Annotated in this window: 17 protein-coding genes and 1 pseudogene; 7 read left to right on the top strand and 11 right to left on the bottom strand. The window is 74.7% G+C overall.

The features are described from left to right. Window positions 1-49: 49 nt before the first annotated feature. Window positions 50-1876, bottom strand: coding sequence for a glutamine--fructose-6-phosphate transaminase (isomerizing) (gene glmS / locus QC029_RS07535; protein ID WP_279554680.1), 1827 nt, complete (start codon window positions 1874-1876; stop codon window positions 50-52). A 113-nt stretch (window positions 1877-1989) separates the two neighbouring features. Continuing rightward, entirely contained in the window at window positions 1990-2265 is a 276-nt protein-coding gene (locus QC029_RS07530) for a hypothetical protein (RefSeq protein ID WP_279554679.1), read from the bottom strand. Between the two features lie 271 nt (window positions 2266-2536). On the opposite strand from QC029_RS07530, the gene QC029_RS07525 reads away from it, so the two are divergent. Further along, the gene (locus QC029_RS07525) at window positions 2537-4051 is read left to right on the top strand and encodes a beta-N-acetylhexosaminidase (RefSeq protein ID WP_279554721.1); all 1515 of its coding nucleotides are present in this window, start codon (window positions 2537-2539) and stop codon (window positions 4049-4051) included. 78 nt (window positions 4052-4129) lie between these two features. On the opposite strand, the gene QC029_RS07520 is transcribed toward QC029_RS07525, so the two are convergent. Together QC029_RS07520 and QC029_RS07515 are read right to left on the bottom strand one after the other, a co-directional pair. Next, entirely contained in the window at window positions 4130-5053 is a 924-nt protein-coding gene (locus tag QC029_RS07520) for a DUF4429 domain-containing protein (RefSeq protein ID WP_279554678.1), read from the bottom strand. A 556-nt stretch (window positions 5054-5609) separates the two neighbouring features. Then, window positions 5610-6194, bottom strand: a pseudogene (locus tag QC029_RS07515) (N-acetylmuramoyl-L-alanine amidase); the annotation flags it as partial. Window positions 6195-6695: 501 nt separating this feature from the next. On the opposite strand from QC029_RS07515, the gene QC029_RS07510 reads away from it, so the two are divergent. Further along, complete coding sequence (locus QC029_RS07510; RefSeq protein WP_279554720.1) at window positions 6696-9338, top strand: SpoIIE family protein phosphatase; 2643 nt, start codon at window positions 6696-6698, stop codon at window positions 9336-9338. A gap of 74 nt (window positions 9339-9412) precedes the next feature. On the opposite strand, the gene QC029_RS07505 is transcribed toward QC029_RS07510, so the two are convergent. Genes QC029_RS07505 through QC029_RS07490 form a run of 4 tightly spaced genes read right to left on the bottom strand, consistent with a single transcriptional unit; the run spans window position 9413 to window position 15343 of the window. Then, entirely contained in the window at window positions 9413-10573 is a 1161-nt protein-coding gene (locus QC029_RS07505; protein ID WP_279554677.1) for an acyl-CoA dehydrogenase family protein, read from the bottom strand. A gap of 5 nt (window positions 10574-10578) precedes the next feature. Continuing rightward, complete coding sequence (locus QC029_RS07500; RefSeq protein WP_279554676.1) at window positions 10579-11595, bottom strand: hydroxymethylglutaryl-CoA lyase; 1017 nt, start codon at window positions 11593-11595, stop codon at window positions 10579-10581. Further along, window positions 11592-13697: a biotin carboxylase N-terminal domain-containing protein gene (locus QC029_RS07495; protein WP_279554675.1), complete on the bottom strand. Its 2106-nt coding sequence runs from the start codon at window positions 13695-13697 to the stop codon at window positions 11592-11594. The genes QC029_RS07500 and QC029_RS07495 overlap by 4 nt, the downstream gene beginning before the upstream one ends. Before the next feature lie 14 nt (window positions 13698-13711). Further along, on the bottom strand, window positions 13712-15343 hold the full coding sequence (locus tag QC029_RS07490; RefSeq protein WP_279554674.1) for a carboxyl transferase domain-containing protein: 1632 nt from the start codon (window positions 15341-15343) through the stop codon (window positions 13712-13714). A gap of 87 nt (window positions 15344-15430) precedes the next feature. Here QC029_RS07490 and QC029_RS07485 point away from each other — a divergent pair, with 87 nt between their 5' ends. From QC029_RS07485 to QC029_RS07475, 3 genes are all read left to right on the top strand, one after another. After that, the gene (locus QC029_RS07485; RefSeq protein WP_279554673.1) at window positions 15431-16102 is read left to right on the top strand and encodes a TetR/AcrR family transcriptional regulator; all 672 of its coding nucleotides are present in this window, start codon (window positions 15431-15433) and stop codon (window positions 16100-16102) included. A gap of 194 nt (window positions 16103-16296) precedes the next feature. Next, the gene (locus QC029_RS07480) at window positions 16297-17454 is read left to right on the top strand and encodes an acyl-CoA dehydrogenase family protein (RefSeq protein ID WP_279554672.1); all 1158 of its coding nucleotides are present in this window, start codon (window positions 16297-16299) and stop codon (window positions 17452-17454) included. A gap of 52 nt (window positions 17455-17506) precedes the next feature. Continuing rightward, window positions 17507-18481 (top strand): acyl-CoA thioesterase II, encoded by a 975-nt coding sequence (locus tag QC029_RS07475; RefSeq protein ID WP_279554671.1) that lies wholly within the window; start codon window positions 17507-17509, stop codon window positions 18479-18481. A 36-nt stretch (window positions 18482-18517) separates the two neighbouring features. Here QC029_RS07475 and erm read toward each other — a convergent pair whose 3' ends face one another. Together erm and QC029_RS07465 are read right to left on the bottom strand one after the other, a co-directional pair. Beyond that, the gene (gene erm, locus QC029_RS07470; protein ID WP_279554670.1) at window positions 18518-19285 is read right to left on the bottom strand and encodes an ErmE/ErmH/ErmO/ErmR family 23S rRNA (adenine(2058)-N(6))-methyltransferase; all 768 of its coding nucleotides are present in this window, start codon (window positions 19283-19285) and stop codon (window positions 18518-18520) included. A 476-nt stretch (window positions 19286-19761) separates the two neighbouring features. Further along, window positions 19762-20556: a phosphatase gene (locus tag QC029_RS07465; protein ID WP_279554669.1), complete on the bottom strand. Its 795-nt coding sequence runs from the start codon at window positions 20554-20556 to the stop codon at window positions 19762-19764. A gap of 172 nt (window positions 20557-20728) precedes the next feature. On the opposite strand from QC029_RS07465, the gene speB reads away from it, so the two are divergent. Beyond that, window positions 20729-21706, top strand: a complete 978-nt coding sequence (speB, locus tag QC029_RS07460; RefSeq protein WP_279554668.1) for an agmatinase — start codon at window positions 20729-20731, stop codon at window positions 21704-21706. Window positions 21707-22062: 356 nt separating this feature from the next. Then, the gene (locus QC029_RS07455; RefSeq protein WP_279554667.1) at window positions 22063-22401 is read left to right on the top strand and encodes a hypothetical protein; all 339 of its coding nucleotides are present in this window, start codon (window positions 22063-22065) and stop codon (window positions 22399-22401) included. Between the two features lie 249 nt (window positions 22402-22650). Here QC029_RS07455 and QC029_RS07450 read toward each other — a convergent pair whose 3' ends face one another. After that, complete coding sequence (locus QC029_RS07450; RefSeq protein WP_279554666.1) at window positions 22651-23085, bottom strand: ankyrin repeat domain-containing protein; 435 nt, start codon at window positions 23083-23085, stop codon at window positions 22651-22653. Between the last annotated feature and the right edge of the window lie 95 nt (window positions 23086-23180).

Here is a 23180-nt window from a genome sequence, read left to right as displayed (position 1 = left end):
CGCCCGCGCGGCGGCCCGTTCCGCTTCCGGCGCCGCTCCGCCCGCGGCCCTACTCCACCGTGACCGACTTCGCCAGGTTCCGCGGCCTGTCGATGTCCCGGCCCAGCGCCAGGGCCGTGTGGTAGGCGAGGAGCTGGAGCGGGACGCCCATCAGGATCGGGTCCAGCTCCACCTCGTTGCGCGGCACCACGATCGTGTCGTCGGCCTTCTCCTGCTCGGCGTGCGCCACGGCCAGGACGCGGCCGCCGCGGGCCCGGATCTCCTCCAGCGTGGCGCGGTTCTTCTCCAGCAGCTCGTCCTCGGGCAGGATCGCCACGGTCGGCACGGCGGGCTCGATCAGGGCGAGGGGGCCGTGCTTGAGCTCGGAGGCCGGATACGCCTCGGCGTGGATGTAGGAGACCTCCTTGAGCTTCAGGGACGCCTCCCGCGCCACCGGGTAGCCGCGCACCCGGCCGACGAACATCATCGACCTGGCGTCCGCGTACCGGGCCGCCAGCTCCGCGATCGCCTCCTCCCGCTCCAGGATCTCGGCGATCTGGCCGGGCAGCTTCCGCAGACCGGCGATGATCCGGCGGCCGTCGGCCACCGACAGGTCGCGGATGCGGCCGAGGTGGAGGGCGAGGAGCGCGAAGGCGACGGCGGTGTTGGTGAAGCACTTGGTGGACACCACGCACACCTCCGGCCCGGCGTGGACGTACACGCCGCCGTCGGTCTCGCGGGCGATGGCCGAGCCGACGACGTTCACCACGCCCAGCACCCGCGCGCCCTTGCGCTTGAGCTCCTGGACGGCGGCGAGGGTGTCGTACGTCTCGCCGGACTGGCTGACGGCGATGTAGAGGGTGTCGGGGTCCACCACCGGGTTGCGGTAGCGGAACTCGCTGGCCGGTTCGGCGTCGGCCGGGACGCGTGCCAGCTCCTCGATCAGCTGGGCGCCGATCTGGCCCGCGTGGTACGCCGAGCCGCAGCCGAGGATCTTCACCCGGCGCACCGCGCGCGCCTCGCGGGCGTCGAGGTTGAGGCCGCCGAGGCGGACGGTGGCGAAGCGGTCGTCGATCCGGCCGCGCAGGACGCGGTCCACGGCGTCGGCCTGCTCGGAGATCTCCTTGTGCATGTAGGTGTCGTGGCCGCCCATGTCGTACGACTCCGCCTCCCACTCGACCGTCGTCGGGGTGGCGGAGGTGCGGCTGCCCTCGGTGGTGTAGGTGCGGTAGTCGCCGGCCTTGAGGGTGGCCATCTCGCCGTCCTCCAGGGTGACCACCTGGCGGGTGTGGGAGACCAGCGCGGCCACGTCGGAGGCGACGAACATCTCGTGCTCGCCGATGCCGAGGACCACCGGCGAGCCGTTGCGGGCCACGACGATGCGGTCGGGGAAGTCGGCGTGCAGGACGGCGATGCCGTAGGTGCCCTCGATGTGGCCCAGCGCCTCGCGGACCCGCTCCTCCAGCGTCGGGGCGGCGGAGCGGCCGACGAGGTGGGCGACGACCTCGGTGTCGGTCTCCGAGGCGAACTCCACGCCCTCGGCGGCCAGCTTCGCGCGCAGCTCGTCGGCGTTGTCGACGATGCCGTTGTGGACGACGGCGACGCGGCCGGAGGCGTCCCGGTGCGGGTGGGCGTTCTCGTCGCTCGGCGCGCCGTGGGTGGCCCAGCGGGTGTGGGCGATGCCGGTGGTGCCCGCGAAGCGCTGGGGCAGGCGCGCCTCCAGGTCGCGTACGCGGCCCTTGGCCTTGGCCGTCCGCAGGCCCGCGCCGCGGCCGGTGCCGCTGCCGTGGATGGCGATGCCGGCGGAGTCGTAGCCCCGGTACTCCAGGCGCTGGAGGCCCTCCAGCAGGAGCGGGGCGACGTCGCGCCTGCCGATGTATCCCACGATTCCGCACATACGGGGTCCTTTGGTCGTCCGGTGTGTCGTTCCGCGGCGCTCGGTGCGCCGGGGGTGGGGCGGGCCGCGCTCGGGGCCCGGGCGTCCCGCCCCTCCGCTCGTCCGCCGGCCGCTCAGCCGTAGACGATGCGGCGCAGCTGACGCAGGGAGAGCTCGGGCGGGGCCACCGCGCGGTGCGGCAGTTCGGCCGTGATCCGCTCGAAGATCTCCGGGTTCGTCAGCCCCCGGGCCTGCAGCTCGCGGTGGCGGCGGCGCACGAACTCCTCGACCGTCTCGTCGAAGTACGCCAGGACGTCCAGGACCACCCGGGCCGCCTCGCCGCGCCGGAGCGGCGTGGAGCGGACGAGGTGGTCCACGAGGTCGTCATGGGCCGAGGGGCGTTCGAGCACCCGTAGATACTGAGGTCCGCCCCCGTCGTTCCGCAAGAAATCTGCCCGATATCGGGCAGGAGCGGAGTTCAAGGGGTGGAGTCGGAGCGAAAAGTGGTCTAGACATTGACCCTCCGGCAGGGCGCGCGGTACGCATGTGACCGGACGATCGCTCCATGTGCGCACCACCTCCCCGCGACACGGCCCGAAGGGACAGTCCGTGAGACCACTGCGACTCCGGCTCCTGCTGCTCTGCGCCGCCCTGCTCGTCACCGTCCCGCCGGGACCGGCGGTGGCCGGCGAGCCCGCCGCCCCGGCTCCCGCCGGGCCGAGACCGCTGGACCAGGTGATACCCGCCCCGGCGTCCGTGCGCCCGGGCGGGGAGCCGTACACGATCGGCGAGCGCACCGTGATCCGGGTGCCCAAGGGGTCCGCGGAGGCCCGCGAGGTGGGCGAGTACCTGGCCGCGCTGCTGCGGCCCTCCACCGGCCACCGGCTGCCGGTGACCGCCCGGCCCGGCCCCGACGGCATCCAGCTCAGGCTCGGCGGGCCGGAGGAGCTGGGCGGCGAGGGCTACCGGCTGGACGTCTCGCCGCGGGCCGTCGTGGTGCGGGCCCGTGCGGCGGCCGGCCTCTTCCACGGCGTCCAGACCCTGCGCCAGCTCCTGCCGGCCGACGTCGAGGCGCGCGAGGAGCGGCCCGGACCGTGGCAGGTGGCCGGCGGCACCGTCACCGACGCCCCGCGCTACGCGTACCGCGCCGCGATGCTCGACGTGGCACGGCACTTCTTCACCGTCGACCAGGTCAAGCGCTACATCGACCAGCTCGCGCTCTACAAGATCAACACCCTCCACCTGCACCTGACGGACGACCAGGGCTGGCGCATCGCGATCGACTCCTGGCCGCGCCTGGCGACGTACGGCGGCAGCACCGAGGTCGGCGGCGGCCCGGGCGGCTACTACACCAAGGACGACTACCGGGAGATCCTGCGGTACGCCGCCTCCCGGCACATGACGGTCGTGCCCGAGATCGACATGCCCGGCCACACCAACGCCGCCCTCGCCTCGTACGCGGAGCTCAACTGCGACGGCGTCGCGCCGCCGCTGTACACCGGCATCAAGGTGGGCTTCAGCTCGCTGTGCGTACCGCTGGAGCTGACCTACGACTTCGTGGACGACGTGGTGCGGGAGATCGCCGAGCTGACCCCCGGCCCGTACCTCCACATCGGCGGCGACGAGGCCCACCGGACCAGCCACGAGGACTACGTCGCCTTCATGGACCGCGCCCAGCGGATCGTCGCGAAGTACGGCAAGACCGTCATCGGCTGGCACCAGCTCACCGGGGCCGAGCCCGCCGAGGGCGCGATAGCCCAGTACTGGGGCACCACCGGCAAGGAGGCCGACGTCGCCGAGGCCGCGCGCAACGGCACGCGGCTGATCCTCTCCCCGGCCAACCGCTCGTACCTGGACATGAAGTACGACGAGGACACCCCGCTGGGCCTGGCCTGGGCCGGCTACGTCGAGGCGAGGCAGTCCTACGACTGGGACCCGGGCAGCTACTTCGAGGGCGTGCCGGAGGAGGCGGTGCTGGGGGTGGAGGCGCCGCTGTGGTCGGAGACGATCGAGACCACCGACCACATCGAGTTCATGGCCTTCCCCCGGCTGCCGGGCATCGCCGAACTCGGCTGGTCGCCGGCGTCCGCCCTGGACTGGGAGGCGTACCGCACCCGGCTGGCCCAGCAGGGGCCGCGCTGGGAGCTGATGGGCATCGACTACTGGCGCTCGCCCCAGGTGCCCTGGAACGACTGACCGGCCGGCCGGAGGGGGTGGGGCGGGCGCGGCGCGTGCCGCCCCACCTCGCCCCACCCCGCCCCATCCCCTCCGCCGTCAGAAGCGGCGCAGCACCGCCTGCTTGGCCGCGGCGAACTCCTCGTCGGTGAGCACCCCGTCCCGGTGCAGCCCGCCCAGCTCGCGCAGGCGCCGCAGCAGGGCGTCGTGGTCGGGGTCCCCGCTCCCGGAACCGGGCTCGCTCCCGGCGGGCGGCGGGGGCGCGTCGGCGCGCGGGCCGTCCGCGGCCGGCAGGGCGGGGGCGCCGGAGGCGGCCGAGGGGTGCGGCAGCCGGGCGGTGACGGCGGCGGCCAGCAGCACCGAGCTGACGTCCTTGGCCTGCCGGACCCCCCACAGCACCAGGCAGTTGGGGTCGTGGTCGGGCTTGAGGACGGCGTGCGAGCCCGTGGGCCGGAACCGCAGGAAGCCGTTCTCCCAGCCGATCGCCGGGGACCACTCCACGCTCCGCAGCTCGTGCAGGGCGAGCGTCCGCGGGCCGCCGGAGGTCTTGCTGCTCTCGGCCACCCAGTTCCAGTCGAGCCGGACGCGCTCCCCGTCGAAGGAGGCCGTGCCGTCGGTGCCCTGCACCGTCAGCGGCACCGCCGGGCCGGGCAGCAGGTAGCGGTCGCAGGGTTCGGTGACGGGCACCTGCTCCAGCAGCAGGGCGTTGCGCAGCTCGTCCGCGAAGTACTCGGCGACCCCGGAGCGGTCCGGCTCCACCTCCAGGGCGTACGGGTCGGCCGCCTCGGGCAGCCGGCCGCCCGCGGCCTGGAGGAGCGGGTCGGCGCCGTGCCGCAGCCGCATCCGCAGCCGGCCCGTCCTGCGGCCGGGCTCGTACGAGATCCCCGACACCGCCTCCAGCGGCACCGCCACCTCCCCGAGCAGCTTCCGCAGCCTGTGCACGCCCTTGTGGTGCCCCGGTACGACGCGCACCGTGTCGCCGTCGAACGTCCAGTTCCCCGCCTGCTGGAGTATCTCGGTCATGCGGTGATTCTCTCAGCCGGCCCGCCCGGCCCGCCCGGCCCGCCCGGCCCGCCCGGCCCGCCCGGCCCCGCCCCGGGCCCGTACCCCGCGCCGGGGTCTTCGGGCGGTACGCGGAACGGGGCCGGGAGGCGTCTCAGTCCCAGTACAGGCCGCGCAGGCGGGACACGGAGATGACGGCCGGTCCGGTGTCGGACGAGTCGGCGGGGTAGTAGGCGGCCTCGAAGCGCAGCTTCTCGGTCCGCGCGATGCTGCCGGAGTGGTGGAAGTCGGCGAACGTGTCCCCCGAGGTGCCGATGCGCTCGACGATGCCGGACTCCCAGCGGCTGCCGTCCGGCCGGAGGTGGTAGAAGCGGCCCTGGATCGTGGAGCCGGGCGGGATCGCGGCGGTGAGGTGCGCCATCACCTGGTAGCGCGTCGCGCCGGACAGGATGTCCGTGCCCTTGATGCTGAGCGTCGTCCACTTCCGGGGGGCGAGCCGGATGTCGGTGGTCTGGTACTCGCCGATCACGTTCGGCACGTCGTCCTCCTCACCCCGGGTCCAGCCAGGGCTGTGGGTCAGGCGCTCGCGTACGCGGGAGCGCATCGTGTTCATGGAGAAGCCGCGGGGGTCGACCTTGCCGGGCTGCCACTCCAGGTGCCCGATGACGGACTCGGCCCGCCAGCCGTGGTGGCGGCAGAGCGCCGCCGCCGCGCGCTCGATGGCGTCCAGCTGAGCGGCGGGCCAGGGGTCCCTGCCGTCGCCCAGGTTCTCGCACTCGAAGCCGTAGAAGTGGCGGTTGCCGTCGGTGTTCGCCTCGTTGTCCGGGGGGAGGGGCGTCTCGTTGATGACGGCGCGCAGGACGTCGTCGTCGCCGGAGCCGGCGTGGTTGGCGCGGCCGTGGCCGACCAGGTGCACCCGGCCGTCCTTGGTGATCACGCCGTGGCACAGCGGGCCGGGCAGAGTGCTGTAGCCGTTGCGGCAGATCTCGACCGTGCGCGCCGATCCGGAGGTCACGGTGTGGTGGACCATCACGCCGTGCACCGGGCCCCACGCGCCCACGTGGTTGCGGTTGTGGGTACGCCAGCCGCCGACTTCGACGACTCTGAGCCCCTCCCTCTTGAGTGCGGCGACGAGCGCGCTCGCGCCGATGGGAGTAGCCATATGTGTTCTCCCGACTACCGTGGGTAGATGTATCTGTTTCTCTCTTACCCATCCCCGCGGGCGCGGACCAAGGGGCGGCCCAAGATTTTTGCAAGCGCTTCCGGTTCTCCGCCGGCCGTTCGCCGGTTCTCCGCCGGATCTCCGCCGGGACCCTCCTCGCCGGGCGGAGGGCGCTCCCGCCGCCGCCCTGCCGCCGTTCAGCCGCTGCCCTGTCGCCGCCCTGTCGCCGTTCCGCCGCCGTCCTGTCGGCGGCCGTGCGGCCCGTCCCGTGGCCCGCCGCCGGACCGTGGCCGGTGTCCGCCGGGGAGGGCTGCTCGCCCCGGAGCGGCAAACAATGCTAAGAATGGGCATGTGATCGGACTTTCCGACCGATCTCGGGATTCGATGCGCCGGCTGCTCGGTGCCCGGTGGCCGTCGGAACGGCGCGGGGGCGGGAGAACGGGGGGCGGGGATCCCGGGCACAGCGCGAGGCGACCGTCGCCGGTACGGCACCCCGGCTCGCTGCTGGGTGTGCGCAGTCTGGCGGGCCAGGTGTTCGTCCTGCAGGCCGTGCTCGTCCTGCTGCTCGTCGTCGCCGCGGCGGTGGCCCTGGTGGTCCAGGCCCGCAACGACAGCACGCGCGAGGCGCGCAACCGGTCGGTCGCGGTCGCCGAGACGTTCGCCAGCGCGCCCGGACTGCCCGCCGCGCTGAGAAGCGACGACCCCACCGAGCGCCTCCAGTCGTTCGCCGAGCGGGCGCGCAAACGCTCCGGCGTCGACTTCGTCGTTGTGACGGACACCGACGGGACCCGCTACACCCACCCCAGGCCGGACCGGATCGGGAAGAAGTTCGTCGGCACCACCGGACCGGCGCTGCGGGGCGAGGTCGTCACCGAGGAGATCGTCGGCACCATCGGCCCCCTGGTGCAGGCGGTGGTGCCCGTGCGCGGATCCGACGGCTCGGTGGTGGGCCTGGTCTCCGCGGGCATCACCGTCGCGAAGGTCGAGAGCACCGTCGGCGGCCAGCTCCCGCTGCTCTTCGGCGCCTCCGCGGGAGCGCTGCTGCTGTCCATGGCGGGCGCGGCGGTGGTCAGCAGGCGGCTGCTGCGCCAGACCCACGGGCTGGGGCCCACCGAGATGACCCGCATGTACGAGCACCACGACGCCGTGCTGCACGCCGTCCGCGAGGGCGTGCTGATCGTCGGCGACGACGGCCGGCTCGTGCTCGCCAACGACGAGGCGCGCCGGCTGCTCGATCTGCCGCCGGACGCCGAGGGCCGCCGCGTCGCCGAGCTCGGTCTCCCCCCGCGCGTCAGCAGGCTGCTCGCCTCCGGGCGCGTGGCCGTGGACGAGGCGCACATGGTCGGGGAGCGCATGCTCGCCGTCAACCACGAGCCCACCGACCGCTTCGGAGGCCCTCCGGGCAGCGTGGCGACGTTCCGCGACTCCACCGAGCTGCGCGTGCTCTCCGAGAGCGCCGAGGCGGCGCGCCGGCGGCTGAAGCTGCTGTACGACGCGGGGACGGGCATCGGGACCACGCTGGACATGGTGCGCACCGCCGAGGAGCTGGCGGAGGCCGCGGTGCCCCGCTTCGCCGACTTCGTCACCGTCGACCTGGCCGACTCCGTGCTGCGCGGCGAGGAGCCCGCGGGCGGCGCCGTGGACATGCGCCGGGTGGCCGCCCGCGGCATCCGGGAGGTACCGGGCTTCTACTCGGCGGGCGAGCTGATCAGCTTCGCCCCCTCCACCCCGCAGGCGCGGGGCTACGGGACCGGGCAGGCGGTCCTGGAGACCGATCTGGCCGCCTCGCCGGGGTGGCAGGCCCAGGACCCCGAGCGCGCGCGGTGGATCCTGCGGTCGGGGGTCCACTCGCTGATCACGGTCCCGCTGCAGGCACGCGGCATCGTCCTGGGGCTGGTCAGCTTCTGGCGGTCGGAGAAGCCCGGCCCCTTCGACGACGAGGACCTGTCCCTGGCCGAGGAGCTGGTGGCCCGCGCCGCGGCGGCCGTCGACAACGCCCGCCGTTACGCGCGCGAGCACACCATGGCCGCCACGCTGCAGCGCAGCCTGCTGCCCCGGGCCCTGCCCGGGCAGGGCGCGCTGGAGGTCGCCCACCGCTACCTGCCCGCGCAGTCGGGCGTGGGCGGGGACTGGTTCGACGTGATCCCGCTGTCCGGGGCCCGCGTCGCGCTGGTGGTCGGCGACGTGGTCGGCCACGGTCTGCACGCGGCCGCCACCATGGGGCGGCTGCGCACCGCCGTCCACAACTTCTCCGCCCTGGACCTGCCGCCCGACGAGATCATCGGCCACCTCGACGAGCTGGTGCACCGCAGCGACCGGCACGAGGACGCCGGGGACCCGCTGGCGGACGGCACGGACGGCATGATGGGCGCGACCTGCCTGTACGCGATCTACGACCCGGTCTCGCGGCGCTGCGTCATGGCCCGCGCGGGCCACCCCCCGCCCGCGCTCGTCCATCCCGACGGCACCGTGGAGTTCCCCGAGATCCCCGTCGGCACCCCCATCGGGCTGGGCGGGCCGCCCTACGAGACGGCCGAGATCGAGCTGGCCGAGGGCAGCCGGCTGGTGCTGTACACCGACGGGCTCGTCGAGGACCGGGGGCGCGACATCGACGTCGGGCTGGAACTGCTGCGGCAGGCCCTGGCCCGGGCCGACGGATCGCCCGAGGCGACCTGCGACGCGGTGACCGGCGCGATGCTCACCGAGCGGCAGCGCGACGACGTCGCCCTGCTCGTCGCCCGCACCCGGGCGCTGGCGCCCGACCGGATCGCGACCTGGGACGTGCCGTACGACCCCGCCGCCGTCTCCGCCGTCCGCGGGGACGTCGCGCGGCAGCTGGCCGACTGGGGTCTGGAGACCCTGGAGTTCACCACCGAGCTGATCCTCAGCGAGCTGGTCACCAACGCCATCCGGCACGCCACCGGTCCCGTCCGGGTCAGGCTGCTGAGGCTGGAGCGCAGCCTGATCTGCGAGGTCTCCGACACCAGCGGCACCTCGCCGCACCCGCGCCGCGCGACGACGACGGACGAGGGCGGACGGGGCCTGTTCCTCGTGGCCCAGCTCTCCGAGCGCTGGGGCACCCGGTACACCGGAACCGGGAAGGTCATCTGGGCGGAGCAGCCGCTGCCCCCGGCTCCGGCCTGACCGGAGGCCGGGCGCGGCGGCCCGCGGGCCGCCTCACCGGTGCGGGAGGCGGCCCGCGGACGGCGCGCGCCGCCTCAGGAGGCGACGCCCAGCTCGCGGGCGATCAGCATGCGCTGGACCTCGCTGGTGCCCTCACCGATCTCCAGGATCTTCGAGTCCCGCCACATGCGGGCCACCGGGTACTCGTTCATGAAGCCGTAGCCGCCGTGGATCTGGGTGGCCTCGCGGGCGTTGGTGACCGCGATCTCCGAGGAGTACAGCTTGGCGATGGCCGCCTCCTTCTTGAACGGCTCGCCCGCCAGCAGGCGGGAGGCCGCGTCGCGCCAGGCGATGCGGGCGGTGTGGGCGCGCATCTCCATGTCGGCCAGCTTGAACTGGATCGCCTGGTTGGCGCCGATCGGGCGGCCGAAGGCGCGGCGCTCCCCGGCGTACCGCACCGACTCGTCCACGCAGCCCTGCGCCAGGCCGGTGGCCAGCGCGGAGATGGCGATGCGGCCCTCGTCCAGGATGCGCAGGAACTGGGCGTAGCCGCGGCCCTCCTCGCCCAGCAGGTTGGCGGCCGGGACCCGGACGTCGGAGAAGGACAGCTCGCGGGTGTCCGAGGCGTTCCAGCCGACCTTGGAGTAGGGCGCGGCGACGGTGAAGCCCGGGGTGCCGGAGGGGACGATGATCGAGGAGATCTCCGGGCGGCCGTCGGGCTTGCGGCCGGTGACGGCGGTGACGGTGACCAGGCCGGTGATGTCGGTGCCGGAGTTGGTGATGAAGCACTTGGTGCCGTTGATCACCCACTCGTCGCCGTCGCGCACGGCGGTGGTGCGGGTGCCGCCCGCGTCCGAGCCGCACTCGGGCTCGGTCAGGCCGAAGGCGCCGAGCGTCTCGCCCGAGCACAGCCGCGGCAGCCACTCGCGCTTCTGCTCCTCGGTGCCGAAGCGGTAGACGGGCATGGCGCCCAGGGAGACGGCGGCCTCCAGGGTGATGGCGACGGAGGAGTCCACCCGGGCCAGCTCCTCCAGGGCCAGGCACAGGGCGAGGTAGTCGCCGCCCATGCCGCCGTACTCCTCGGGGAAGGGCAGGCCGAACAGGCCCATGCGGCCCATCTCGCGGACGATCTCGTAGGGAAACTCGTGGTTCTCGTAGAACTCCCCGATCTTCGGCGCGATGACGTCGTGCGCGAACTCCTCGACGGTGCGGCGCAGTTCCTCGTGCTCGGGGGAGAGGCGGTGGTCAAGGGACATGGCTGTCACTGCTCCTTGTGGGAGTCGCGGGAGACCTGGGTGTCCGGGGCGGCCCGGGGGTCGCGGGCGTCCTGGGACGAGAGGGCGCGGACCGTGCGGGACGGGCTGGGCCGGCCCAGCCGGTCGGCCATCCACACGCTGGTGGCGGTGAGGCGGCCGAGGTCGACCCCGGTGTCGATGCCGAGGCCGTGCAGCATCCACACGAGGTCCTCGGTGGCGAGGTTGCCGGTGGCGCTCTTGGCGTACGGGCAGCCGCCGAGCCCGCCGGCGGAGGCGTCCACGGTGGTGACGCCGTGCCGGAGGGCGGCCAGGGTGTTGGACAGGGCCTGGCCGTAGGTGTCGTGGAAGTGGACGGCGAGGCGGCCGGTGGGCACGCCCGCCGCGTTCAGCGCGGTCAGCAGGGCGGTGACGTGACCGGGGGTGGCCACGCCGATGGTGTCGCCCAGGCTGAGCTCGTCGCAGCCGAGGTCGAGCAGGCGGCGGCAGACGCCGACCACCTGGTCGACGGGGACCGGGCCCTCCCACGGGTCGCCGAAGCACATCGACAGATAGCCGCGCACCCCGGCGCCCGCCTCCTTCGCGCGGGCGACCACCGGCTCGAACATCGCCAAGGCCTCGTCGACGGTGCGGTTGAGGTTGGCCCTGGCGAAGGACTCGGTGGCGCTGCCGAAGACGGCGATCTCGCGGACGCCGAGGGCCAGCGCCCGCTCCAGGCCGCGCTCGTTGGGCACGAGCACCGGCAGCCGCACGGCCTCGGCCCCCGCGCGGTCGGCGAGGTCGGCCACGGCCGGGAACAGCTCCCCGGCGTCGGCCAGCTGGGGCACCCACCGGGGGTGGACGAAACTGGTCGCCTCGACGGTGCGCAGTCCGGCGTCGGCGAGCCGGCGGATGAACTCCGCCTTCACCTCGACGGGGACGACCGCCGGCTCGTTCTGCAGGCCGTCGCGCGCGCCCACCTCGTGGATGCGGACGCGGGCCGGAAGCCCTTCGGCCGGAACGGCCATGGGCAGTCCCTCGATCATCGCGCGGCCTCCTTCCCCGACGGCCCCGACGGCGCGGCCGGCCCCGACGGTCCCGACGGCGCGGACTCCTTGGGCTCGACGACGGCGAGCACCTGGTCCATGGCGACCGTGCTGCCCGCGGTGACGTCCAGCTCGGTGACGATCCCGTCGTAGGGGGCGGCGATGACGTGCTCCATCTTCATCGCCTCCACCACCAGCAGGCTCTGCCCCGCGGCGACCTCCTCGCCGACGGCCGCCTTGACGACGGTGACCGTGCCGGGCATCGGCGCGGTCAGCGCGTCGGCGCCGTGCGCCCCCGCGCCGCCCCGCAGGGCCGCCTCGACCGGGTCGTGGTCGGCCAGGTGCCAGCTCTGCCCGTCCCGGCCGAGCCAGCGGCTGCCGCCGGAGCGCGCGTGGGTGAAGGAGTGGGTCACCCCGTCCCAGGTCAGCAGGGCCCGGCCGGATCCCTCGGGGCCGTCGAGGCGCAGCGAGGCCCTCACCGGCCCGGCGTCCCCGACGCGGACCTCGGCGCCGCCGGCCCGCCCGCGCACCCGCACGGCCACCGGCTCGTGGCCCGGTACCCGCAGGTGGTGGACGGCCCAGGCGGGCTCGCCGCCCAGCCGCCAGCCGGTCGGCGCGGAGAACGGGTCCGTCCAGCCGGCGAGGCCGTTTCCACCGGCGGGTGCCGCGGGCTCCAGCGCGGCGTGCCGCAGCAGCGCCGCCGCCGCGTACACCTCGTCGGGCACGGCCGACGGCAGCAGCGAGGCCGCGTCCCGGTCCACCAGGCCGGTGTCCAGCTCGCCGGAGACCACCGCGGGGTGGGCCAGCAGGGCGCGCAGGAAGGCCGTGTTGGTCTCCACGCCCAGCACGGTCGTCTCCGCCAGCGCCGAGCGCAGCCGCCGCAGCGCGGAGGCGCGGTCCGGGCCGTAGGCGATCACCTTGGCGAGCATCGGGTCGTAGACGGTGCCCACCTCGGTGCCCCGCGTGAGTCCGGAGTCCACGCGGACCCCCTCGCCCGACGGCTCCGACAGCAGGTGGACGGTGCCGGCCGACGGCAGGAAGTCCACCCTCCCGCCCGTGGCGCGCGCGGTCTCCGCGCAGATCCGGGCCTCCACCGCGTGGCCGTTCAGGACGATGCCGTCCTGGCCGAAGGGCAGCGGCTCGCCGGCCGCCACCCGCAACTGCCACTCCACCAGGTCCAGGCCGGTGACCAGCTCCGTCACCGGGTGCTCGACCTGGAGGCGGGTGTTCATCTCCATGAAGCAGTACGCGGCCGGATCGCCGCCGGGGACGATGAACTCCACCGTGCCCGCGCCCCGGTAGCCGCAGGAGCGGGCGGCGCGTACGGCGGCCTCGCCCATCGCGGCGCGGGTGGCCGGATCCAGCAGCGGGCTGGGGGCCTCCTCGATGATCTTCTGGTGGCGGCGCTGGAGGCTGCACTCGCGCTCGCCCAGGTGCACCACGGTGCCGTGGCCGTCGGCGAGGACCTGGATCTCGATGTGCCGGGGCCGGTCGATCCACCGCTCCACCAGCAGGGTGTCGTCGCCGAAGGCGCCGCGGGCCTCGCGCCGCGCGGCGGCGATCTCGTCGGCCAGCGCCGCCTCGTCGCGCACCAGCCGCATGCCCTTGCCGCCGCCGCCCGCCGAGGGCTTGAGCAGGACCGGCATGCCGATCTCCGAGGCGGCGGCGGACAGTTCGGCGTCGGTCAGTCCGCTGCCGCTGCTGCCGGGCACCACCGGCACCCCGGCCGCCCGCACCGTCTCCTTGGCGCGGATCTTGTCGCCCATCAGCTCGATGGCCCCGGCGGGCGGGCCGACGAAGACCATCCCGGCGTCCGCCACCGCGCGGGCGAAGACGGCGTTCTCGGCGAGGAAGCCGTAGCCGGGGTGCACCGCCTGCGCGCCCGTCCGCCGGGCGGCCTCCAGCAGCCGCTCGACGGACAGGTAGCTCTCGGAGGCCACCGCCGGGCCGATCCGCACCGCGGTGTCCGCCTCCCGTACGTGCCGCGCGTCGGCGTCCGCGTCGCTGAAGACGGCGACCGAGCGCACGCCCAGCCTCCGCAGCGTGCGGATGACGCGGACGGCGATCTCGCCGCGGTTGGCGACCAGCACCGTGTCGAACATGGAACGCATCCCCCTCACATCCGGAAGACGCCGTAGCCGGGCGCCGCGGGGTCCTTCTCGGGCAGCGGCGCGTTGGCGCACGCGGTGAGTGCCAGGCCGAGCACCGTGCGCGTCTCCAGCGGGTCGATCACGCCGTCGTCCCACAGCCGCGCGGTGGCGTAGTAGGCGTTGCCCTGGGTCTCGTACTGCTCGCGGATCGGCGCCTTGAAGGCGTCCTCCTCCTCGGCGCCCCACTCCTCGCCGCGCGCCTCCAGCTGGTCGCGCTTGACGGTGGCCAGCACCGAGGCGGCCTGCTCGCCGCCCATCACCGAGATCTTGGCGTTGGGCCACATCCACAGGAAGCGCGGCGAGTACGCCCGGCCGCACATCGAGTAGTTGCCCGCGCCGTAGGAGCCGCCGATGACGACCGTCAGCTTGGGCACCCGGGCGCAGGCCACGGCCGTGACCATCTTGGCGCCGTGCTTGGCGATGCCGCCCGCCTCGTACTGGCGGCCCACCATGAAGCCGGAGATGTTCTGCAGGAACAGCAGCGGTATGCCGCGCTGGTCGCACAGCTCGATGAAGTGGGCGCCCTTCTGGGCGGACTCGGCGAACAGGATGCCGTTGTTGGCGACGATCCCGACCGGGTGGCCGTGGAGGCGGGCGAAGCCCGTCACCAGCGTCGTGCCGTACTCGGCCTTGAACTCGGCGAACCGCGAGCCGTCCACGACGCGCGCGATGACCTCGCGCACGTCGTAGGGGGTGCGGGAGTCCACCGGCACCACGCCGTAGAGCCCGGCCGGATCGGCCTTCGGCTCCTCCACCGGCTCCACCGGCCACGGCAGCGGGCCGCGGCGGGGGAGGGTGGAGACGATCTGCCGCACGATGCGCAGGGCGTGTGCGTCGTCCTCGGCGAGGTGGTCGGTCACCCCGGAGGTGCGGGAGTGGACCTCGCCGCCGCCCAGCTCCTCCGCCGTGACGACCTCGCCGGTGGCCGCCTTCACCAGCGGCGGCCCGCCCAGGAAGATCGTGCCCTGGCCGCGCACGATCACGGCCTCGTCGCTCATCGCCGGCACGTACGCCCCGCCCGCCGTGCACGAGCCGAGGACCGCCGCGATCTGCGGGATGCCGGCGCCGGACATCCGGGCCTGGTTGTAGAAGATCCGCCCGAAGTGCTCGCGGTCGGGGAAGACCTCGTCCTGCATGGGCAGGAACGCGCCGCCGGAGTCCACCAGGTACACGCACGGCAGCCGGTTCTCCAGGGCCACCTCCTGCGCGCGCAGGTGCTTCTTGACCGTCATCGGGTAGTACGTGCCGCCCTTGACGGTGGCGTCGTTGGCGACGACCACCACCTCGCGGCCCGCCACCCGCCCGACGCCGGCGATCACGCCCGCGGCCGGGGCCTGCCCGCCGTACATCCCGTCCGCCGCGAGCGGCGCCAGCTCCAGGAAGGGCGAGCCCGGGTCCAGCAGGGTGTCCACCCGGTCGCGCGGCAGCAGTTTGCCGCGCGCGGTGTGCCTCGCCCGCGCCCGCTCGCCGCCGCCCAGCCGCGCCGCGGCGAGCTTCTCGCGCAGCCGCGCGGCCAGCTCGCGGTGCGCGGCCTCGTTCGCCCTCGCCGCCTCGGACGCCGGATCCACGGCGCTGACCAGCGGAGGTGCCTGCTGCATGCCCTTCGAGCCCCCTTGCTCGGTTAGTGAGCGTTAACCTCGCCCATCAGGTTAACGCCCGCTAACCCGGCTGTCTACAATTCCCCTATGGCCACCAGGACCGACGCACCCACCCGCCGCGAGCAGATCCTCGGCGAGGCCGCCCGCCTGTTCGCCGAGCGCGGCTTCCACGGCGTCGGCGTGGACGAGATAGGCGCGGCGGTCGGCATCAGCGGCCCCGGCCTCTACCGCCACTTCGCGGGCAAGGACGCGATGCTCGCGGAACTGCTGGTGGGCATCAGCGAGCGGCTGTACGCGGGCGGGCGCAGGTGCCTGGCGGAGTCCGCCGGGTCGGGGCTCGCGCCGGGGGCCACGCTGGACGCGCTCATCGGCCGCCACATCGACTTCGCCCTGGACGACCGGGCCCTGATCACCCTCCACGACCGCGAGCTGGACCGGCTGCGCGACAGCGACCGCAAGCTGGTGCGGCAGCTCCAGCGCCAGTACGTGGAGCTGTGGGTGGGCGTCGTCCGCCAGGTGCACCCCGGCCTGCCGGAGAAGGAGGCCCGCGCCTCCGTCCACGCCGTCTTCGGCCTGCTGAACTCCACGCCCCACCTGAGCCGCCCCTCCTCCCTCCCGGACCGCGACGCGGCGGCCGCCCTCCTCCACCGGCTGGCCCGCGGCGCCTTCGCCGCGGCCGCCGCGGATGACGGTGCGGGTGACGGCGTGAGTGGCAGTGTGAGTGGTGGTGCGGGTGACGGGATGAGCGCCGGCGGCTGAGGGCCCGCCCGGATCCCCGCTCTCCCGTTCCGGGCCGGGGCCGCGCGGGCGCCCGCGCGGCCGTCCGCCGCGCGCGTATGACACCGCCCACAGGGCCGAACAACCGGCCGGACACCTCTGGACAGCCGAATCGCCCCTTCGGTAGCTTGCGTCTGAGCAAGCGCTTAGTTTTATCGGCCCCAGGAGGCGATGACGTGCGTCGCACGGTGTTCAACGAGGACCACGAGGCGTTCCGCGAGACCATCCGCGACTTCATCGCCGCCGAGGTCGTACCCCACTACGAGCAGTGGGAGAAGCAGGGCCACGTCCCCCGCGAGTTCTACCTGAAACTCGGCGAGCTGGGCGTCTTCGGCATCGAGGTCCCCGAGGAGTACGGCGGCGCCGGCGAGACCAGCTTCAAGTACAGCGCGGTCATCTACGAGGAGACCGCCCGCGCCGGCGTCAGCTTCGGCGGCTCCGGCGTCCACACCGCGCTGTGCCTGCCCTACCTGCTGAAGTACGCGAACGAGGAGCAGAAGCGGCGCTGGCTGCCGCCCTTCGTCACCGGCGAGATGATGACCGCCATCGCCATGACCGAGCCCGGCGCCGGCTCGGACCTGGCCGGCATGAAGACCACCGCCCGGCTGTCCGAGGACGGCACGCACTACATACTCAACGGCGCCAAGACCTTCATCACCGGCGGCGTCCAGGCCGACCGCGTCCTGGTCTGCTGCCGCACCGCCCCGCCGACCCCCGAGGACCGGCGCGCGGGCATCTCCATCCTGGTGGTGGACACCCGGAGCGAGGGCTACGCCGTCGGCCGCAACCTCGACAAGCTGGGCCTGAAGTCCTCCGACACCGCCGAGCTGTCCTTCACCGACGTCAAGGTCCCCGTCGAGGACCTGCTCGGCGAGGAGGGCAAGGCGTTCTCCTACCTCACCCACAACCTCCCGCAGGAGCGCCTGGGCATCGCGATCGGCGCCTACGCGCAGTCCGCCGCCGCCGTCCGCTTCGCCCAGGAGTACGTCGGGGACCGCACGGTCTTCGGCAAGCCCGTGGCCTCCTTCCAGAACACCAAGTTCGTGCTCGCCGACTGCCGGGCGGACGTGGACGCCATGCAGGCGGTCGTGGACCGCGCGCTGGAGGCCCTGGACGCCGGGGAGCTGACCCCCGCCGACGCCGCCTCCGTCAAGCTGTTCACCACCGAGACCGCGGCCAAGGTCATCGACAAGTGCCTCCAGCTGCACGGCGGTTACGGCTACATGCGGGAGTACCCGATCTCGCGCCTGTACGCCGACACCCGCGTCACCCGCATCTACGGCGGCACCAGCGAGGTCATGCGGTCCATCATCGCCAAGTCCATGGGCCTGTGAGGCCGTGGGGAACGGGTAGGGAACCGGACCGCGCGGGAGACACGCACCTTCCATGAAGAACGCCGACAACACCGGGAACGCCGGAAACCCCGGGAACGCAGGCGCGGGCGCGGACGCCTCCGGGGCGCCCCGGCCCGCCCCGCGGGCCCTGCTCGACCTGCTGGCCCTGCTCGACCTGGAGCGGATCGACCGCGACATCTTCCGCGGCCAGAGCCGCCCGGCCGTCGTGCCCCGGGTCTTCGGCGGCCAGGTCGCCGCGCAGGCGCTCGTCGCGGCCTCCCGGACGGTCCCCGAGGACCGGCTCGCGCACTCGCTGCACGCGTACTTCCTGCGGCCCGGCGACCCGGGCGCGCCGATCGTCTACACGGTCGACCGCATCCGCGACGGGCTGTCCTTCACCAGCCGCCGGGTCGTCGCCGTCCAGCACGGGAAGCCGATCTTCCACCTGTCGGCCTCCTTCCAGACGGACGAGGAGGGGCTGGAGCACCAGGAGCCGATGCCCGCCGTCCCGGACCCGGAGACGCTGCCCACCTCCACCGAGCTGCTGCCGCGCCACGCCCACCTGTTCAGCGACCCCGGCGTGGCCGGCCGCCTCGCCGAGGCGCGGGCGGCGGTCGACCTGCGGTACGTCACCGATCCGCCGTACGCGACGGCCGGGCGGCCGCGCGAGCCGCGCTCCCAGGTGTGGTTCCGCACCGACGGCAAGCTCGACGGCGACCTCGACCGCCCGATGCTCCACCGCTGCCTGGCCGCCTACGTCTCCGACATGAGCCTGCTCGAACCCGTCCTCCTCGCCCACGGCCGCGGCGGCTGGACGGTCGGGGACGTGGTGGGCGCGAGCCTGGACCACGCGATGTGGTTCCACCGCCCCTTCCGGGTGGACGAGTGGCTGCTCTACGACCAGGAGAGCCCCACCTCCCAGTCCGGCCGCGGACTGGGCCGCGGCCGGATCTTCACGGCCGACGGGCGGCTGGCGATCACGGTGATGCAGGAGGGCGTGGTGCGGGTGCCGCGCGGCCGGGGCTGAGGGGCCCGGCCGCCGGAGGGCTCCCGGGGGCCCGCGTCAGCCCCGGTCCAGCCCGTCGAACAGCACCAGCCACTGCCGCGGCGCCACCAGCCCCACGGGCACGTCCTCGCCGACCCCCGCCGCCGCGCAGACGGCCCGGACCCGGCGCGTCCGGTGCCGCCGCGCCAGCGTGGCCGCCAGCGAGCCGCCCACCCCGGTGAAGCCGTGCTCCACGAAGGCCCGGTAGGCGGGGAGCCGCTCCGGGGGCAGCAGGGGCGCGGCGCGGCGCTCGATCCGGAGCGCGGCCGAGTCGGTGCGCGGCGCGGGCACGAAGCTCCCGCGCCCGACCCGGCAGCCCAGCCGCCAGGCGTACCGCGGCCAGCTCAGCACCGTCAGCAGCGGCCAGCGGCCGTAGTCCCCGGTGTGGCGGCGCGCGTACTCCCGCTGGGTGAGCAGCGTCGCGGAGGTCAGCGCGGGGGCGGCCAGGCACCACCGCACGATGTCGGTGGTGCGCGAGTACGGGATGTTGCCCACCACGGCGAACGGCTCGCGCGGCGGAGAGGCCCGCAGGAAGTCGCCCCGGACCGGGCGGACTCCGGGCCGCCCGGCGAAGCGGCGCGCCAGCCGGGCGGCCAGGCGCGGATCGATCTCGTACGCCACCACCTCGCGGCAGGTCCGCGCGAGGACGGCGGTGAGCGGCCCCTCCCCGGCGCCGGGTTCGACCACCAGGTCGCCGGGCCCGACCCCGGAGAAGCGCACGACGCGGCGGACGGCGTCGGTGTCGTACAGGAAGTTCTGGGAGAGCGTGATGCGGCGGCGTGCCACGGGCGAGGTCCTCTGCTGGAGGACAGGCCGGGGCCGGGCGCGGCGGAGCGCGAGCGTGGACGGTTCCACGGGGGTGCGGGCGCGCGGGCTTCGGGGCCTGTCCGGGTCTACGGGGGACACCGGGGCCCGGGCACGCACGCGGAGGGACCGCGCGGGGACGCGAGGAGCGCGGGGGAGCGGGCGCGGACGCGCGACGGCGTACGCGAAGGGCGCGTCCGTACGAAGGGGCGCCCAGGGGCGCCTGTGGACGGCTGCTCGGAGTCAGACGCTCGACGGGTCCCGGCGTGCCGGGGCCGAACGCCGACCGCGCGGGCGGCTGGTCGTCTGCGGACACCAGCCGGAGCGCCGCGCGACGGCGCCCGCACCGCTGATGATCGCCATGAAGGCTGCGGAACCCATGGCCGCGACGTTAGGGGCCGCGCCCGCTGCCGGGCAACCGGATTACGCCCCGCCTGCCCGCCTGCCCGCCCGCCGCGCTACGCGGGGGTCAGCCCCGCCGCGTCCAGCAGGTACGCCGTCATCGGCTCGTAGTGGCGCGGGTTGACCACGTGGTCGTCCAGGGGGACGGTGACCGCGAGGGTGCCCTCCGCCTCGCCGATGAAGAGGGCCGGGTCGTTGCAGTCGGCGAAACCGACCGTGAGGATGCCGCGCTGCGCCGCGCAGCCCGCCCAGCCGTGGTCGGCGAAGACCAGGTCGGGCAGGGGCTCGCCCTCGCGCTCCAGGGCGTCGAGGATCGCGGTCATCGGCTCGGGGGAGTGGGTGTGCCACAGCGTCGCCCCGCGCTCGTGCATCGCGATGTCCGCGAGTTGCACCACCACGCCCTGGTCCGCGATCAGCCCCAGCGGCACCCGCACGATCTCGCACCCGGCCAGGCGCAGCGCGTTCGCCACCTTGCTGTGCAGGTCGATCAGCGCACCCGGGTGGCCGGTCGCGAACAGCACCCGGTGGCCCGCCTCCGCCGCCTTGCGCAGCTCGGCCGCGGCCCGGTCCAGGGCGGCCACCGTCAGCTCCGGGTCGATGGTGTCCTGGCCCTGGCGGTGGCGGGGGTCGTCGACGACGCCGCAGCGCTCGGCCATCACCGCCAGGACGTCCTGCTCGTCGGCCCAGCGGTCGCCCAGCTCCAGGCCCAGCCAGTAGTGCCGGTCGCCGTTGGCGAGCCGGCGGTAGTGGTCCAGGTTGTTCTCGCGGGGGGTGGCGACGTCTCCCGCGATACGGGTGCGGACGAGGTGGTCGATCAGCTCGGCGCGCGAGGGGGCGGCGGTTATCGGCATGGGGGCATTGTCCCCCGCCCGGGGCCGCGGGGCGATCGGCCCCCGCCCGCCGTGTCCGCGCGGGGCCCGGCGGCACCTCCGCCGCGTCCTGTACGGGCCGTCCAAAAGGGCGGGGGCGACTGTCGGATCCGTCCATGTCCGCCGGGGAGGGCCCCTGCCTACCCTCGGCCGCATGAGCAGCGACCAGCAGCAGCCCCGTGGACCCGTCGACTCCTCCCGCGTCCCGCGCTTCGCGGGCCCGGCGACCTTCGCCCGCCTGCCGCGCCTGGACGAGGTGGAGCGCGCCGACGTCGCCGTCGTCGGCGTGCCCTTCGACTCGGGCGTCTCCTACCGCCCCGGCGCCCGCTTCGGCGGCAACGCCGTCCGCGAGGCCTCCCGCCTGCTGCGCCCGTACAACCCGGCCCAGGACGCCTCGCCCTTCGCGCTCGCCCAGGTCGCCGACGCGGGCGACATCGCCGCCAACCCGTTCGACATCCACGAGGCGGTCGAGACGATCGAGGAGGCGGCCGGCGGGCTGCTGGACACCGGCGCCCGGCTGATGACCCTCGGCGGCGACCACACCATCGCCCTGCCCCTGCTGCGCGCGGCGGCCCGCAGGCACGGCCCCGTCGCCCTGCTCCACTTCGACGCCCACCTGGACACCTGGGACACCTACTTCGGCGCCGAGTACACCCACGGCACGCCCTTCCGGCGCGCGGTGGAGGAGGGGATCCTCGACACCGAGGCGCTCTCCCACGTGGGCACGCGCGGCCCGCTGTACGGGAAGAAGGACCTGGACGACGACGCGAGGATGGGCTTCGGCATCGTCACCTCCGCCGACGTGATGCGGCGCGGCGTGGACGAGGTCGCCGACCAGTTGCGGCAGCGCATCGGCGACCGCCCGCTGTACGTCTCCATCGACATCGACTGCCTCGACCCGGCCCACGCCCCCGGCACCGGCACCCCGGAGGCGGGCGGCATGACCTCCCGCGAGCTGCTGGAGATCCTGCGGGGGCTGGCCTCCTGCAACCTGGTCTCGGCCGACGTGGTGGAGGTGGCCCCGGCGTACGACCACGCCGAGATCACCGCGGTCGCCGCCTCCCACGCCGCGTACGAGCTGACGACGATCATGTCCCGGCAGATCGCGGCGGAGCGGGAGGGCCGGGCGTAGCGGGCGGGTCGTGCCCCGCCCCCGTCCGGTGAGCCGTTGCGGGTGCAAGCCGCGACTGCCGGGCGGAGTGCGGGGCCGGCTGTTCCGAGGGGCTTTCCTGGCCAGGACCCCCCGCTTTTCGGTCACGTTTGGGATGGTGCGTATCCGGACGTATGCACGGCGTTGCGGAATCCGCAGAAACGATCGATCACAACGCCGCTGGTGACCGGCGCATGTGTCCCACGTCCTGGGACGTCACAGCAAGCAACTGGTTTAACACGCGACGTTACTCGAAATGATCGTCGAAGGTGCGTCCGGCGGCGCTTCCCGACAGACTCACGTTCGCTGTCCGTTACACCCCGACGGAAGGACGCGTCATGCGGAACGCGGTGAAGTGCGCCCTGGTGAGCGGTCTGCTGGCCGCGGGCACGCTCGCCCCGCTGTGCGGCGCGGCGCTCGCGGCGCCGGCGCCCCGCGCGCCCTCGGCGCTGGTGCTCGCCGCCGCGCCGGAGTGCGCGGAGGACACGGCCCCGCCGGTCCGCCGCTCCGGGGACCGGCCCGCGCCGGGACTCCCCGGCGTACGGCCGGACGGCGCGCGGCCGGTGCTCCCGGCGGACTCCGTACCGGTGCTCGTCACGACCGGGCGCGAGGGGCGCGACGCCTGCGCGGAGCCGGCCGGCGCGGAGCCCGGCGGTGCGGGGGTGTTCGCCTTCTGACACGACCGGGGCCCGGACCGTCCGGGCCCCCACCGAGCGGCCGGTCGCCGCGCACGCCTCGGACAGGCGGCGCGAGCGCACCGGCGGACCCCGCAGTCCCTCCTCGCTGCGGGGTGGGCCGAACGAGCGGACGGGCGGAGAGCCGGTCCTGTGGGGGGTGCTGGCACGCACCGCCCGTCGACGCCGCGGCCCCACCAAGGGCGCGGTCCGGAGAGAATGCCTGGCTCTCCGGGCCGCGCCCCCTGTCGTTCAGGCCGCGCCGTCCGGCCCCCGCCCGCCGGCCGCCGCCCGCAGCAGGGCGGCCGTCCCGGTGTGGGACTCGCGCACGGCCCAGTCCAGGGGGGAGAGGCCGGCGCCCCCGTCCTCGCGCAGGAGCGGATCGGCGCCGTGGGCCAGGAGCACCCGTACCGCGTCCTCGTGACCCCAGCAGGCGGCGGCGCACAGCGCAGTGCCCTCGTGGCCGCGGCCGCTCTCGGTGTCCGGCCGGGCCCCGGCGGCCAGCAGGGCCTCGGCCGCCTCGGCGTTCCCCGCCACGGCCGCCGCGTACAGCGGGGTCGTGCCGTCGGCGTCGGCGGTCTCCGCGGGCGCCCCGGCCCGCAGCACGGCGGCCACCCGCGCGAGGTCGCCCGCACCCGCCGCCGCGACCAGCCGTGCCGACAGCTTCTTCCGGCGTCGTGTGTTCACGGCCGTCAGCCTAGGGTCCACGGGGCCGGGGGAGGCCCGGAGCGCGGGCCCTCCGGTGGAGGCGCCCTCGAGTCCCGGTGGGGTCCCGGGCCCGC

The sequence above is a fragment of the Streptomyces sp. DH37 genome, from assembly GCF_029813835.1.
In the GTDB taxonomy this organism is placed as follows: domain Bacteria; phylum Actinomycetota; class Actinomycetes; order Streptomycetales; family Streptomycetaceae; genus Streptomyces.
Note: the sequence above shows the minus strand (reverse complement) of the source record. Positions and strands in the feature narration are given on the sequence as shown.

What these genes read in the sequence shown, in the direction of transcription:
- glmS (WP_279554680.1), bottom strand. Translation starts at nt 1,876, where the DNA reads ATGTGCGGAATCGTGGGATACATCGGCAGGCGCGACGTCGCCCCGCTC.
- QC029_RS07520 (WP_279554678.1), bottom strand. Translation starts at nt 5,053, where the DNA reads ATGACCGAGATACTCCAGCAGGCGGGGAACTGGACGTTCGACGGCGAC.
- QC029_RS07505 (WP_279554677.1), bottom strand. Translation starts at nt 10,573, where the DNA reads ATGTCCCTTGACCACCGCCTCTCCCCCGAGCACGAGGAACTGCGCCGC.
- QC029_RS07500 (WP_279554676.1), bottom strand. Translation starts at nt 11,595, where the DNA reads ATGATCGAGGGACTGCCCATGGCCGTTCCGGCCGAAGGGCTTCCGGCC.
- QC029_RS07495 (WP_279554675.1), bottom strand. Translation starts at nt 13,697, where the DNA reads ATGTTCGACACGGTGCTGGTCGCCAACCGCGGCGAGATCGCCGTCCGC.
- QC029_RS07490 (WP_279554674.1), bottom strand. Translation starts at nt 15,343, where the DNA reads ATGCAGCAGGCACCTCCGCTGGTCAGCGCCGTGGATCCGGCGTCCGAG.
- QC029_RS07485 (WP_279554673.1), top strand. Translation starts at nt 15,431, where the DNA reads ATGGCCACCAGGACCGACGCACCCACCCGCCGCGAGCAGATCCTCGGC.
- QC029_RS07475 (WP_279554671.1), top strand. Translation starts at nt 17,507, where the DNA reads ATGAAGAACGCCGACAACACCGGGAACGCCGGAAACCCCGGGAACGCA.
- QC029_RS07465 (WP_279554669.1), bottom strand. Translation starts at nt 20,556, where the DNA reads ATGCCGATAACCGCCGCCCCCTCGCGCGCCGAGCTGATCGACCACCTC.
- speB (WP_279554668.1), top strand. Translation starts at nt 20,729, where the DNA reads ATGAGCAGCGACCAGCAGCAGCCCCGTGGACCCGTCGACTCCTCCCGC.
- QC029_RS07455 (WP_279554667.1), top strand. Translation starts at nt 22,063, where the DNA reads ATGCGGAACGCGGTGAAGTGCGCCCTGGTGAGCGGTCTGCTGGCCGCG.